14 protein-coding genes are annotated in these 13,642 nt (G+C 54.6%); 13 read left to right on the forward strand and 1 reads right to left on the reverse strand.

All coding sequences use genetic code 11. The annotated features are described in order from the left end of the window. Positions 1–174: 174 nt before the first annotated feature. The gene (locus ACO5R6_RS03220; protein WP_485625749.1) at positions 175–1,206 is read right to left on the reverse strand and encodes an FAD:protein FMN transferase; all 1,032 of its coding nucleotides are present in this window, start codon (positions 1,204–1,206) and stop codon (positions 175–177) included. A 134-nt stretch (positions 1,207–1,340) separates the two neighbouring features. Between ACO5R6_RS03220 and ACO5R6_RS03225 the strand changes: the two genes are divergently transcribed. The 13 genes from ACO5R6_RS03225 to ACO5R6_RS03285 all read left to right on the forward strand — a co-directional run bounded on the left by ACO5R6_RS03225 (position 1,341) and on the right by ACO5R6_RS03285 (position 13,534). After that, positions 1,341–1,931 carry a 5-formyltetrahydrofolate cyclo-ligase gene (locus tag ACO5R6_RS03225; RefSeq protein WP_485625750.1) on the forward strand — a complete coding sequence of 197 codons (591 nt, stop codon included), beginning with the start codon at positions 1,341–1,343 and terminating at the stop codon, positions 1,929–1,931. 99 nt (positions 1,932–2,030) lie between these two features. Beyond that, positions 2,031–3,494 carry a tRNA (N6-isopentenyl adenosine(37)-C2)-methylthiotransferase MiaB gene (gene miaB, locus ACO5R6_RS03230; protein ID WP_485625765.1) on the forward strand — a complete coding sequence of 488 codons (1,464 nt, stop codon included), beginning with the start codon at positions 2,031–2,033 and terminating at the stop codon, positions 3,492–3,494. Continuing rightward, positions 3,487–3,876, forward strand: a complete 390-nt coding sequence (locus ACO5R6_RS03235; RefSeq protein ID WP_485625751.1) for a NusG domain II-containing protein — start codon at positions 3,487–3,489, stop codon at positions 3,874–3,876. Before miaB ends, ACO5R6_RS03235 begins: the two co-directional genes overlap by 8 nt. Positions 3,877–3,885: 9 nt before the next feature. Next, the gene (locus ACO5R6_RS03240; protein WP_485625753.1) at positions 3,886–4,401 is read left to right on the forward strand and encodes a Gx transporter family protein; all 516 of its coding nucleotides are present in this window, start codon (positions 3,886–3,888) and stop codon (positions 4,399–4,401) included. Positions 4,402–4,403: 2 nt separating this feature from the next. Beyond that, on the forward strand, positions 4,404–5,003 hold the full coding sequence (ruvA, locus tag ACO5R6_RS03245; protein ID WP_485625754.1) for a Holliday junction branch migration protein RuvA: 600 nt from the start codon (positions 4,404–4,406) through the stop codon (positions 5,001–5,003). 70 nt (positions 5,004–5,073) lie between these two features. Beyond that, a complete protein-coding gene (gene ruvB / locus ACO5R6_RS03250) occupies positions 5,074–6,078 on the forward strand; it encodes a Holliday junction branch migration DNA helicase RuvB (protein WP_485625755.1) in 1,005 nt (334 codons plus the stop codon). A gap of 1 nt (position 6,079) precedes the next feature. Further along, complete coding sequence (locus ACO5R6_RS03255; RefSeq protein ID WP_485625756.1) at positions 6,080–6,574, forward strand: cell division protein ZapA; 495 nt, start codon at positions 6,080–6,082, stop codon at positions 6,572–6,574. A gap of 54 nt (positions 6,575–6,628) precedes the next feature. Then, entirely contained in the window at positions 6,629–8,827 is a 2,199-nt protein-coding gene (locus ACO5R6_RS03260) for a U32 family peptidase (RefSeq protein WP_485625757.1), read from the forward strand. Next, entirely contained in the window at positions 8,827–10,182 is a 1,356-nt protein-coding gene (locus ACO5R6_RS03265; protein ID WP_485625758.1) for an FtsW/RodA/SpoVE family cell cycle protein, read from the forward strand. Before ACO5R6_RS03260 ends, ACO5R6_RS03265 begins: the two co-directional genes overlap by 1 nt. 10 nt (positions 10,183–10,192) lie before the next feature. Then, positions 10,193–11,704 carry a peptidoglycan D,D-transpeptidase FtsI family protein gene (locus tag ACO5R6_RS03270; RefSeq protein WP_485625759.1) on the forward strand — a complete coding sequence of 504 codons (1,512 nt, stop codon included), beginning with the start codon at positions 10,193–10,195 and terminating at the stop codon, positions 11,702–11,704. Positions 11,705–11,778: 74 nt separating this feature from the next. Continuing rightward, entirely contained in the window at positions 11,779–12,093 is a 315-nt protein-coding gene (locus ACO5R6_RS03275) for a hypothetical protein (RefSeq protein WP_485625760.1), read from the forward strand. Beyond that, positions 12,090–13,082 (forward strand): hypothetical protein, encoded by a 993-nt coding sequence (locus ACO5R6_RS03280; RefSeq protein ID WP_485625761.1) that lies wholly within the window; start codon positions 12,090–12,092, stop codon positions 13,080–13,082. The genes ACO5R6_RS03275 and ACO5R6_RS03280 overlap by 4 nt, the downstream gene beginning before the upstream one ends. A gap of 11 nt (positions 13,083–13,093) precedes the next feature. After that, complete coding sequence (locus tag ACO5R6_RS03285) at positions 13,094–13,534, forward strand: GerW family sporulation protein (RefSeq protein ID WP_485625762.1); 441 nt, start codon at positions 13,094–13,096, stop codon at positions 13,532–13,534. The last annotated feature ends 108 nt before the right edge of the window (positions 13,535–13,642 follow it).

Consider the following 13,642-nt stretch of genomic DNA (forward strand, 5'->3'; position numbering starts at 1 on the left):
GAAGAAAACCCCTTCAATCGCAGGACGGTTGAGGGGGTTTTCTCTGCGAGAGACCTTCTCTTGCCGGAAGCTTTCTGCTATAGATGTGAGGAAACTGCTACAGATGAGAGGTAAAGTGCCGCAGATGCAAGGAAAAGTGCAGCAGCTGCAAGGAAGCGGAGAGGGAGGTCCGCTTTATCTGCTGATTTCGCGGAAGGGAATCTTCGTTCCGATGCCGGAGGTGTAAGAGATATGGTTGTTCCGATCGACGAATACGGCCTCGACGCCGTCCAGAGATTCGATAAAGCGAGTTCCCTCCTCCCTGCCCTTCAGATAGGTGATTGTGGAGAGGGCATCCGCCCTGGTGGATTTGTCCGTGATGATGGTCACGGAGGACAGGTCGTTCTGCTCAGGGTAGCCGGACCGGAGGTTTAACATGTGGTGATAGATGTTTCCGTCATCTCCTTTAAAGTACCGCTGGTAGATGCCGGATGTCACCGCTGTCTGGTCATTGAGTTTGACGGAGGCGAGGACATCTCCATCCTCATCGAAGGGCTTTTGGATGCCGATCTCATAATCGGTTTGATTGGGCTTCTGTCCTATGACAAGGACATTGCCGCCCAGATTGATCAGGCCCGACCGGATCCCCCGGCTCATGAGATAGTCCTTCATCTTGTCGGCGATATAGCCCTTGGCAATGCCGCCCAGATCAATGGCCGCCTGATCATCGTCCAGCATGACCCGGTTGCCGTCTATTTTGACTGCCTCATAATTGATGTGTGAGAGGAGAGGGCGGATCTGGTCCGGGGAGGGGATCATTCCCTTGTGATCGTTTCCGGCTGCCGCGGAGATGTCCCAGAGAGCGGACAGCTTGCCAACCGTGATGTCGAAGCTGCCGGCAGAGTCCCTCGAATATCGGATCCCCTCCTGCAGGACCTCAATGGTTGCGGGGTCGACGGTCACCCAGGTCTTTGGATGGCTGTTGATCCGGTTGATATCGCTGCCCTCCTTCTGCATGGAGAGGAGGTCGTCGTATTTCCGGGCCAGGGCAAAGGCACCCTCGAAGTTCGAGGATTTTTGTCCGTCTTCTCCGTAGAGGGTCAGATTGATGATGGTGTCAAAGTAGAAGCCGGACTTCTGATAGGGCTCTGTCTGACGGTTACTGGCGCAGGAGCAGAGACTATAGATGCCTGTCAGGATCAAAAGATTGAGTGAGAGTATTTTCATAAGGTTTTTCTTCATTGGAAAGCTCCGTCTGTCCCTTGGTGTTAGTCTCCTATAGCATAGTCCCAAACATACTCAATATACAAGAAATATGGTAAAATTCATAAAGTGTGCACGCAGATTTGTATGGGGTTTTTATGGACGCTCATCAGAGAATCAGAGAGCTTCGCAATGAGGCGCGGAAGAGAAGAAGAGCCATGAGGACTTCTGAGCGAACCCGTCAATCCCGGGAGGTCTGCAGGCATTTGCCGGAATTTACAGACCGGTTTTTGGCCCGTGAACCGGACAGGCCCCTCTTGGTTTTCGCCCCTATGGAGGAGGAGATTGACCTCTGGCCCTGGATCAAAGAGGGCTGGAGAGAGGGAAGAAGACTCTATTTTCCTCTGACAGGGGCGGATGGGATTACTTTCTATCCGGCGGCCTCCGAGCTCGAACTGGCCGACGGCTATTGGGGGATTCAAGAGCCCGTCCGAAGGGATCATGTCTACCGGTCCGGCCCGGCTCTTGCAATTGTGCCGGGTCTGCTTTTTGATTGCGCCGGCGGCCGAATCGGCTATGGGGGCGGTTACTATGACCGCTTCTTGCGGGAGCACGCACAGGTGGAGCGGGTCGGGGTCTCCTACCGCTTTCAGTTGTCTGACAGCCCTCTTCCCCAGGAAGACTGGGACCAGAGGATGGACTACATTATAACAGAGGACCGGATCATTGACTGCAGCCTCTATCGCTAGAATCCTGTATTGAAAGGATTGCAAATGAACCGAGAGTTACACGAGAAATTCACCGCCGCCTTGATGGCGGGGGATCAGAAAAAATCTGACCCGGAGGGGATGATCCCGTCTGAGGATCCTGCCGCTTGGATCGACTATGATTCTCCCCTTGCTCCCGACGAGGAGCCCCTGCGTCAGTACTATTTTATCGAGAAGGCAAGACGTCTGATTGCCTCGCGGGAAGAGAAAATCGGCCGCAAGCTCACATTCTGCGTCAGCACTTTCGGATGCCAGATGAATGCCAGGGACTCGGAGAAGTTGCGGGGGATCCTGGAGCGGATCGGTTATGTGGAAGGAGAGTCGGAGGACTCCGATTTCGTCATCTACAACACCTGTACCGTCCGTGAGAATGCCAACAATAAGGTCTATGGACGGCTTGGCTACCTGCACGGATTCAAGAAGAAGAGACCGGGTATGGTGATTGCCCTCTGCGGATGCATGATGCAGGAAGAGACGGTGGTGGATCGAATCAGGAAATCATACCGCTTTGTCGACTTGATTTTTGGCACGCACAATATCTATAAATTTGCGGAGCTGATTTGTGACACCCTGCAGTCGGACCAGATGGTTGTAGACATCTGGGAGGGGACAGACCGGATTGTGGAGAATCTGCCCGTCGAGCGAAAGTACCGCTTCAAATCCGGCGTCAACATTATGTTCGGCTGTGATAATTTCTGCACTTACTGCATTGTCCCCTATGTCCGCGGCCGCGAGAGAAGCCGGGAGCCCATCGAGATTATTCGTGAGATTGAGCGCCTGGTGAGCGACGGCGTCGTCGAGGTTATGCTCCTGGGACAGAACGTCAATTCCTATGGGGCCGGGCTTGAGAACCCGATGAGCTTCGCCCGGCTCCTGCGGGAGATTGAGAAGATCGAGGGGCTTCATCGGATTCGCTTTATGACCTCTCATCCCAAGGACCTGTCGGATGAACTGATTGATGTCATTGCCGGATCCGATAAGATCTGCCATCACATTCATCTGCCCCTGCAGTCCGGTTCCAGCCGCATTCTGGCAAGGATGAACCGGAAATACTCAAAGGAGTCCTACCTGGCTCTGGCAGATAGGATCCGGGACCGTATCCCCGATGTCTCCATCACAACAGACATCATTGTCGGCTTTCCGGGGGAGACGGAGGAGGACTTCGAGGACACCATGGATGTGGTCAGACATGTCGCATTTGACTCGGCCTTTACCTTCATCTACTCACCCAGAACAGGTACTCCGGCAGCCAAGTGGGCCAGAGAGGATCGGACGCCCGGATCCCTGGTGAAGGAGCGCTTTGACCGTCTTCTGGCTCAGACCAGGGAGGATGCGAGAAGAAGGGCCGGCGCCTACACAGGCAGCGTCCAAGAGGTTCTGGTCGAGGAGGTCAATCGTCAGGATCCGACCCTTGTCACGGGACGGATGAACAATAATTCCACCGTGCATTTCCCAGGGGATCCCTCCCTGATCGGACGCCTGGTCAAGGTCCGGCTGACGGACTGTCGAGGATTCTACTATATTGGAGAGCAGACCGGTGTTTGAGAAAGGCTATATTTCAAGACGCGATATCTTCGTGATTATCCTTCTTCTTGTGATTTCTTTCGGTGTATTTGCCTGCTGGGCCATCGGCAACAGCAAATCAGGCAGCCAAATCCGGATCGAGCAAAGAGGCAGGCTTGTGGGAATCTACAATCTGAAGGAAGATCAGCAGATTCCCATCCGAGATGTCAATGGACAGGAGATCAACCGTGTGACGATTGCAGGCGGAAAAGCCTATATGTCAGAGGCAAATTGCAAGGATCAGCTCTGCGTCAAGCAGGGGAAGATTGAAAAGCAGGGCCAATCCATCGTCTGTCTGCCCAACCGGGTGATTGTCACTGTGATTCAGGGGGAGAGAGATTCCCTGGATTCCGTCGTCAAATAAGGAGGCCCTATGAATCGGAGGAAAGTTCCTCTTATGGGAGTATTACTGGCTCTGGCCCTGGTGTTCTCCTATGTAGAATCCCTGATCCCCTTTTACTTCGGGGTGCCGGGCATGAAGCTAGGACTTACGAATGCCATTGTGGTTCTGGTTCTCTATCTCTATGGAGCGCCGGAGGCACTTCTGATCTCCCTTCTTCGTATTCTCCTGTCGGGATTTATGTTCGGAAATCTCTTCTCCATCGCCTATTCCCTGGCGGGTGGTATGCTGAGCTTCTTCTGTATGTATATGGCCCGCCGTTTCTTGAAACTGCGCATGATCGGAGTCTCTGTCGTAGGCGGTTTCACCCACAATATCGGCCAGATCTTCATGGCGGTCCTCCTGGTCAAGAACTACAATGTGTTCTTTTATCTGCCGGTTCTTATGATTGTTGGCTGCCTGACCGGAATCCTGATCGGGATGATATCCGCCTTGATCCACGATCGCGTCAAACATATTGCGGCCCTGCCGCAGGCAAATGAGGTGTGACTATGTTTTCTTATATTCAGGGACGAGTTGAGGAGATCAGGCCGGACGGGATCGTCCTGGACCATGACGGAATCGGGTATGAGATCGGTCTTCCCCAGTCAAGCTTATCTCAGATCCGCGGGCAGATGCAGCTGAGGGTCTATACCTATCTGCAGGTTCGGGATGACGGCTTCTCTCTCTTCGGCTTCCTCAAGAAGGAGGACCTGGATCTCTTCAAGCTCCTGATCGGTGTGAGCGGGATCGGTCCCAAGGGCGCGCTCTCAATCCTGGGCGTCCTCTCCTCCGATCAACTCCGTTTTGCGGTGGCAGCAGGAGATGACAAGACAATTGCCGGGGCACCGGGCATCGGGAAAAAGACGGCCCAGAGACTGATCTTAGACCTAAAGGACAAGATTGACTTTGCTCAGCTGCTGGAGGACAAGATGGACGCGGGATCTGATCCTGCCGCGGCCAATGACGCCAGGGGAGAGGCCATTCTGGCCCTGAACGCCTTGGGATACAGCTCGACCGAGGCCCTGCGGGCGATCAACGATCTTGACACATCTGCCATGTCGGTTGAGGAGATCATTCGGGCGGGACTCAAGAATCTGGCCCTGCAGTGAAATCAGACGCTTGCGGGTATGCAAACAGACCCTGTGACCATTTTGACTTTAGGAAGAGAGCTTCATAGAGATGGAAAAACGTATCATCAGCACAGAAATTCAAGAAGAAGACCAGGCTCAGGAATCCTCCCTTCGTCCCAAGAAGCTGTCTGAGTATATCGGCCAGGAGAAGGCCAAGCAATCTCTTCGAATCTACATCGAGGCGGCAAAGAACCGGGGAGAGTCCCTGGACCATGTCCTCTTGTATGGCCCCCCTGGTCTTGGCAAGACGACCCTGGCCGGAATTATCTCCAATGAGATGGGAGTCAATGTCAAAATCACATCAGGGCCTGCAATCGCAAAGCCGGGGGAGATGGCAGCAATCCTCTCCGGGCTTGGAGAGGGAGACCTCCTCTTTGTCGACGAGATCCATCGTCTCAATCGTCAGGTTGAGGAGGTCCTCTATCCGGCAATGGAGGACTATGCCATTGACATTATGATCGGCAAGGGACAGTCCGCCAGATCAATACGCTTAGACCTCCCCCACTTTACACTGGTGGGGGCGACGACCCGGGCGGGCCTCCTGTCGGCCCCCCTGAGAGACCGGTTTGGCATCATTCATCATCTCGAGTTCTACACGGCGGATGAGCTGTCTCGGATCATTATGCACTCATCGGCCAAGCTCGGTGTTACAATCAGTGATGAGGGGGCCTATGAAATGGCCAGACGCTCCAGAGGCACACCCCGCCTTGCCAATCGTCTTCTAAAGAGGGTGCGCGACTACGCGGAGGTGAGATATGACGGGCAGATCACAAGAGAAATTGCGAGTGAGGCCCTGGATCTTCTGGAAGTCGACAAGATGGGTCTGGACACCAACGACCGTCTGATTCTCATGACGATCATTGAGAAATTTGATGGAGGCCCGGTAGGTCTTGACACCCTGTCGGCCGCAATCGGAGAGGACGCAGGAACGATTGAGGAAGTCTACGAACCCTATCTGGTGAAAAACGGCCTGATCAACCGGACGCCCAAGGGAAGGGTGGCAACGGTGGAGGCCTATGAACATTTCGGCCGGAAGAAGAAAATGGAGGAGTGAGATGTCCGACAAGAATGTGCAGGAAGTGCTGATCGACGGAAGAATCTACCAGCTGGGCGGTTACGAGTCCCAGGAGTATCTGCAGAAGGTGGGAGTCTATATCAACAACCTCCTGGACCAGATGCGGCAGATGGATTCCTGGCGCAAACTCTCCTGTGACGAAAGGCATGTTCTGACAGAGATCAATATCGCGGATGATTATTTCAAGGCAAAGGACCGGATCCGGAAGCTGGAGGAAGAGGCACTGGCCAAGGAGAAGGAACTCTATGAGATGAAACACCAGATGGCGGCGTTGAAGCTCCGGTCGGATGCGCAGGAGACCAGGATCGCTGAGATGGACAGACAGCTGGCTACTGCGGTAAAAACCATCCGGGAGCAGACCGAATTCCTGTCGGAGAGAGCATCCTCCGGCAAGAAGCCGCAAGAGGACAAACACAAGAAGACCGCAGAGAAGAAGGTCGAGATCAAGCAACTTTCATTTGACGATCTGACATGAGAAGTGCGCGGATGAGAGAGATGAGAAGCGAGCGGGAAGGGGAAGCAGACAGGGATGAGTAAAAAGGGGTTGGAACTGCTCTCTCCGGCAGGAAGTCCTGATATTGCAAGAGCGGTCATCAATGCCGGCGCAGATGCCATTTACTTCGGGGGGGAACTCTTCGGGGCAAGAGCCTACGCGACCAATTTCAACAGGAAAGAGGGGGCAGATATCATCCGCTACGGGCACTTGCACGGGGTCAAGTCCTATCTTACGATCAACACCCTTCTAAAGAACACAGAAATGGAGCGTAAGCTCTATGATTACGCGAGAGCTTACTATGAGGCAGGCGTGGACGCAATTCTGGTGCAGGATCCGGGGGTCTTTGACCTGCTCAGAGAGCATTTCCCGGGCCTGGCCCTGCACGCTTCGACCCAGATGACGGTGGCAAATATCTACGGAGCCCGTCTCTTGCAGGAAGAGGGTTTTCAGCGCGTCGTCCTGAGCCGGGAGATCTCGATTGATGAGATGGCAAGAATTCATCAGGCCTGTCCGGTGGAACTCGAGGCCTTTGTCCACGGCGCCCTCTGCGTATGCTATTCAGGCCAGTGCTATATGTCCTCCATGTTCGGGGGAAGGAGCGGCAACCGGGGACGGTGCGCCCAGCCCTGTCGCCTTCCCTATACCGTTCTCGATGATTGCGGCAGGAGACTTCCCGCCCGGGGCCCCTATCTGCTCTCAATGAAGGACCTCTGCGGTGTGAGGGATATTCCGGCTCTTGATGCCGCAGGTGTCTGCTCGCTCAAGATTGAGGGGCGGATGAAGCAGATGTCCTATGCCCTGGGAGTGGTCCGCGTCTATCGGGCCATGATCGATCGCTACCTGGAGAGGGGAGCCGAGGATTTTCATGTCGATGACAAGACAATTGAGCGGCTCCTTGATCTGGGCAATCGGAAGGGATTTACCAGTGTCTGGCTGCATGAGAACAACGCTGCGGACATGATCACTTATACAGAGGCCTCGCACCAGCACAGGATCAGTCAGGTTGAGCCTGCGCCGGAGAAGAAATATCTTCTGGATGGGAGGCTGACCCTGCAGGAGGGGAGGCCAATGTCTCTTCAGGCAAAGATCCGCGGAAGCGCATCCTCCTGCAGACTTACAGGAGATCTGCTGGAACCGGCGGAAAAGAGGGCAGCCCGGGAGGACTCCGTCCTGGCCAAGTTCCTGCAGCTGGGGGATACGGCATTCATTCCCGGAGATTTCAGATTGGAAATCATCGGCAGTCCCTTCGTACCGGTCGCATCCCTAAAGAGGCTCCGGAGGCAGATGACAGGGCTGCTGACAGACCAGCTTCTTGCAGAGAAGATGGGCTGTCCTCCGGCTGAGGGTCTTGGGAAGAGAGAGGCCCGGCCTCTGCACGAGATAACCGGGCCCGGAGAAAATCCGGTCTGCAGGAAGGGCTCCCTGTCTGCTTCTCTGACGGAAGTCTGTCAGCTCAAGTATTTGCTTCAGAGACCGGAGATAGCGGCTGTCTATTGCCCGCTGGAACTTCTGCTTGCGATGGAAGCAGGGGCATACCGGAAGATCCGAGAGGAGACAAGCGCCGCAGGACAGAAGCTCTATCTGGCCATGCCCCCCGTCTTTCGAGCGCAAAGCGAAGCGTGGCTTGAGAGACTGTTGGTCGGCGACGCGCTCGCGTCGGCAGACGGATTTCTGGTTTCTTCTCTGGATGCACTTGGTTACCTGAAAGAAAAAGGGATTGAGGCGGATCGGATCATCTTGGGAGAGCGTCTCTACAGTATGAACCATCGGGCTGTTGCCCTGGCCCGGTCCCGGGGCTACCGGAAACTGACGGCTCCGGTGGAACTCAACCGGGCTGAGCTGTCGCACAGGGATAACAGGGGGGGAATTATCCCGGTATACGGACACCTGCCCCTGATGATTACAACAAACTGCCTCTACAAGGATTTGATGGGCTGTGATCACCGCCCGCACAGCCTTTTTCTGGAGGACCGGAAGGGGCGCCTGATGCCGGTTCTAAACCACTGCGCTTCCTGCTATAATCTGATATACAATCAACTGCCCACCATGCTTTTGGATCAGATCCCGGATCTGGCCGCAATGGGCTTTCAGGAATTTCGCCTGGACTTTACAAGGGAGTCCCCGGATGAGATGGATCAGATCATCGGACTGGCCTGCCGGTCTATGAGGGGAGAGACGGTCGCCTGGCAGGGGGCTTATACCAGGGGACATTACCACAGAGGAGTGGAGTGATGGGATATGTAGTCGCATCTGTTTCGAGATTGTCACTGGGACTGATGATGATCCTCTATACGATCGAGGCCTTTCGGTCCCTTTTGATCAATACGCAGAGCCGGGAGGCGAGGAGGCTCTTCAATCGGCAGACCCTCCTGATCTACATGACCCTGGTCAATGGGGTCCTGGTCTTATATGTGCAGAATTTCGATCTGAAGATCCTCGCGGCCGGGCTGGCACAGTTTGGAATCATAAGTCTGGCGATGATTATCTACAAGTATATTTATAAGGGAGCCTCTTATTCTCTGGTCAATCACATGTGCATCTTTCTGACCATTGGCTTTCTCATGCTTGTGCGGCTCAGGTTCCCTCTGGCAAGGAAGCAGCTCCTTTTCTGCGGAGTCGCTCTTCTCATCTCGGCAGTGATTCCCATTCTCTTTGAGAAATTCCGCTTTTTCAAAAGTATCAAGTGGTTTTATGCCTTTGCGGGACTTGGAATGCTAAGTCTTGTGACGCTTCTCGGGAATCGAACTTTTGGCGCCAATCTCTCGATCAGCATTGCCGGATTTACCCTCCAGCCATCGGAACTGGTGAAGATATTCTTTGTCTTCTTTGTCGCCAGCATGCTGCATGTTCTACCTCTGGAGGACAGAGATCCCTTTAGGATCCACATCCACAGGCCGGACTTCAAGATTGTATTCATCACCTCCCTGGTTGCGGCGGCTCATGTACTGGTTCTGGTTGCGGCTAAGGATCTGGGGTCCGCGACCATATACTTTCTCTGTTATCTGGCCATGCTCTATGTGGCGACCAGAAAACCGGCATACTTTATCCTCGGCATGGGTGCTTTTGCTCTGGCATCGGTCATCGGTTACAGGCTCTTCCCCCATGTACAGCAGAGGGTGGAGGCCTGGCAGAATCCGCTGAAGGCCTTTGACGGATCCGGTTTTCAGATGAGCCAGTCTCTCTTTGCTATTGCCTCAGGCGGCTGGTTCGGGACAGGACTCGGACAGGGGATGCCGGACCGCATTCCGGTTGTAACCAAGGACTTCATCTATGCGGCGATCTGCGAGGAGTTCGGCGTCAGCTACGGGCTCTGCCTTCTTCTCCTGTGCATTGCCTATTTCCTGGCTTTTATGCGCATTTCCCTGCGGATGAGGGATCCCTTCTACAAGATCGTTGCCTGTGGCCTTGGCGTCACCTACGCCATACAGGTCATCCTGATGGTCGGCGGAGTGATCAAGTTCATACCATCTACCGGAGTCACCCTGCCGCTGGTCAGCTACGGCGGATCCTCCCTGCTCTCGACAATTATCATGATTGCTGTGATACAGGGACTTTACTGCAGACAGTCGGATCGAGAGCAGGCATAAGGAGGAGCATATGGAAAGAGATCATCAGCAAGGGAATGAGCCGCGCCTGCACAGGGCGAAGGCAGACCCTGTGGTCATGGAGGAAAAAGCCGCCAGGCGAAAGCGCTTTTCCCGCAAGAACAAACTTCATGCCCCCGTCATCCACAACACAGAGTTTACCGTTATTTCATCTCTCTTTGTCATCCTCTTTGTCGCGGTCGGGGCTTATCTGATCCACTTCATGCTCTATGAGGGGGATTATTACAGGAACAATGCCTATAATCCGCGGCTTGGCGCAGCGGAGGCCAGGGTGACCAGGGGGGAGATCCTCTCCGCGGACGGCAAGGTCTTAGCAGGGAACAAGGGAGACAGCCGCACCTATCCCTTTGGTGAAGTCTATGCCCATGTCGTCGGCTACAATAGCAATGGCAAGAGCGGGGTCGAACTGCAGGAAAATGAGACCCTGCTCAAGTCCCACGTCTCTCCGGTTCGCCGCCTGCAGAACCTCTTTGCCGGCCAGAAGGACCAGGGGGACAATGTGACCCTGACGGTGGATTCTCAGATTCAGCAGGCAGCCTATAACGCAATCGGAAGCCACAGGGGAGCGGCGGTTGTTCTGGATCCTGAGACGGGCAGGATTCTCGCCATGGTCTCAAAGCCGGACTTCGACCCCAACCGGGTGGAGGAGAACTGGAAGGCCCTCTCTACAGACACGGACCGGGCGGCTCTTGTCAACCGGGCCAATCAAGGACTCTATCCGCCCGGCTCCGTATTCAAAATTGTGACCAGTCTCTCTTACCTGCGGCAGAATCAGGGGTCTGACTCCAATTTCTCCTACGACTGCAAGGGGACATTCAGCAAGGACGGCTACACCATCCACTGCTTCGACAATGAGCGGCACGGGCAGGAGAATCTCATGCAGGCCTTTGGAAATTCCTGCAATACGGCTTTCGCCAATGTTGGACTCTCCTTAAATTATGAGCAGTGGAAGAAGACCAGTCAGGACATGCTCTTTGGCGAAGGACTTCCGACCGACCTGGCCAACAGCGCGACCAGCAAATTCCAGCTGGCGAAAAATGACGGGTCCGCGGCTATCATGCAGACGGCCATCGGACAGGGAAATACCCTGGTGACCCCTCTTCACATGGCCATGCTGGTCTCTGCCGTTGCCAACGACGGGAAACTGATGCAGGCCCATATCAAGGATAAGGTCACATCCGCGGACGGATTTACAGTCTACAGCTCCAATCGCAGCCAGGCCGGACAGCTCATGACCTCGGCTGAGGCAGACCTGCTGAAAAGCTATATGCGCTATGTTGTGACCAACGGCACTGCTCGGTCGATCAACAGCAGGAATTATGATATCTATGGAAAGACGGGCACGGCAGAGTATAATAGTGACAAGGATTCTCACTCCTGGTTCGTCGGCTTCGCGCAAAAAGACGGCAAGAAGGTCGCTCTTGCCGTTATTCTCGAGGGAGCGGGTGGGACATCCGCTTCCGCAACATCCGCGGCGGGGAAGATATTCAAGGCCTGCTACTGAAGCAAATAGCCTTCGGTTGAGAGAAGGCCTCCGATTGATGGAGGAAAGAGACCTATGCGAGAAGGGAGGGACAAGTGCATATTGATAAAGACATCTACTACAGTCCCGACCTGACCGGGGCCAAGCGACTGGCGAAGCTGCAGAGGCTTCGGTCTCATCGTCTGAGGCCTTATGACTGCGTTCTCCTAGACAGCCCGTTGACGGACAATCAGCTTGAGATCTACAGCGGGTTGGAATGGAACCGGGGGGGCCTGGATGACCGGCGGGTTCTTGGTCTGGCCAGCAATTTCATCCGGGCCAGGTTTCTGGTCCTTCGCATGGTCAAGGATAGCCTGGCCCTGGGATACGAGGGGAGGGTCCGGCGACTGTTTGAGGAGGATGAGCCATGATATTTCTTCTCATTCTCAAGTGGATTGGCATCATTCTCCTGTCCATCCTTCTGATCCTCCTGGCCTTTCTCCTCTATCTGATTCTCTTTCCCATCCATATCAAGGCGGAGGGAGAAGGAGACAGCCGGTCTAAGGACCTGAATTTCACCCTGTCGATCCGGGGCTTTCTCTATTTCTTCGGAGTAGACATCAGCCGCAGGGTGGGAGAGGAGCAGAGATTTAGAGCCAGCCTCTGCTGGGGCCTGATCACCCTCTGCAGAAGACCCGGAAAGAAGGAGGAGAAGGCGGTCCGATTGCAGGATGCTCGGGCAGGAGAAAAGGACCGGGATGATGGGAGCGAGGATGTCCTTGACCTATCTGATCCGGGGCTTGTGATACGGCCCTCGGCGCAACTAAGAAGGAAGACTTCTGTGAGGCGAATCGACCGGCCGGAGCCGGCCTCAAAGGATCCGCCTTCTGAGGTCCCGGCAGGCATCGTCCAAGAAGGGCAGAAGACCGGGACGAGGAGTGAAGTCTCTTCCACAAAAAGGCCGCTGATTCGGAAGGGACCTTCTTCCAAGAAGAGGTCCGAGGCCCCCAAGGAGCCTCCTTTGAAGGAGAAGGGGAGACCGTCCGGGAGCGTCGGGCAGATTCTCGGCCTTTTGAGAGCGGAAGAGAGCAAGGAGAGCCTGCGCTTTCTCTTAAGACGACTGACCGGGCTGATCCGAAGCTTTCATTTGCGCCTCAAGGAGACGGACCTGGCCTTTGACCTGGACGATCCGCAAAATACAGCCTATCTTGCGGGATTGATCAGTATTCTGCCCCTGATCTACCGGAGGAGCGTTTCGATCCGGCCGGATTTTGTCCGTCAGGAGATGTATGTCTCCGGCAGAATTTGTCTTAAGATGCGTCCGGCCCTTCGCAGTTTCCTCTGGGCCGCAGTACGAATCCTCTTGAATCGAAATTGCCGTAAGACGTATCATAGAGTGAAAGAGATATTAGCTGAGTAAAGGAGATAGCAATGGCATCTAATGAAGGTATCAAATCATCTGTAGCCAGTTTGATGAGCGGTCTGGACCAGTTCATTTCCAGCAAGACCGTCGTCGGCGAGCCGATTCACATTGATGACACGATCATTATTCCCCTGGTGTCTGTCTCCTTTGGGATGGGGGCGGGATCCATGGCGACGAAAGATTATCAGGCTGGGGGCATGGGAGGACGCGTGTCACCCAACTCTGTCATTGTCATCCATAACGGGATCACCCGCCTGATCAACATTTCCACCCACAGCGGGATGGATCGGATCCTGGATATGGTTCCCGACTTTGTCGACCGCTTCTCAACCGCCAGGGCGGACAAGAAGGACAAGCAGCTAAAAGAGGACAGGAGTCTGTCCGAGGTCGCAAGAGAAAAGGCGGCAGACGCGATACGCGATAAGGTGAGCCGGGCTGATAAGAAGTAAGGCATGAATCTTTTTCCGGCAGCTCCTCCGCGCATTCCGTACATATCGCAGTGAAGGGTTATAGGACAAAACGTGTTGATGGCTAATCCCATTGATCATAGAATCTGT

Source organism: Shuttleworthella sp. (assembly GCF_057251025.1).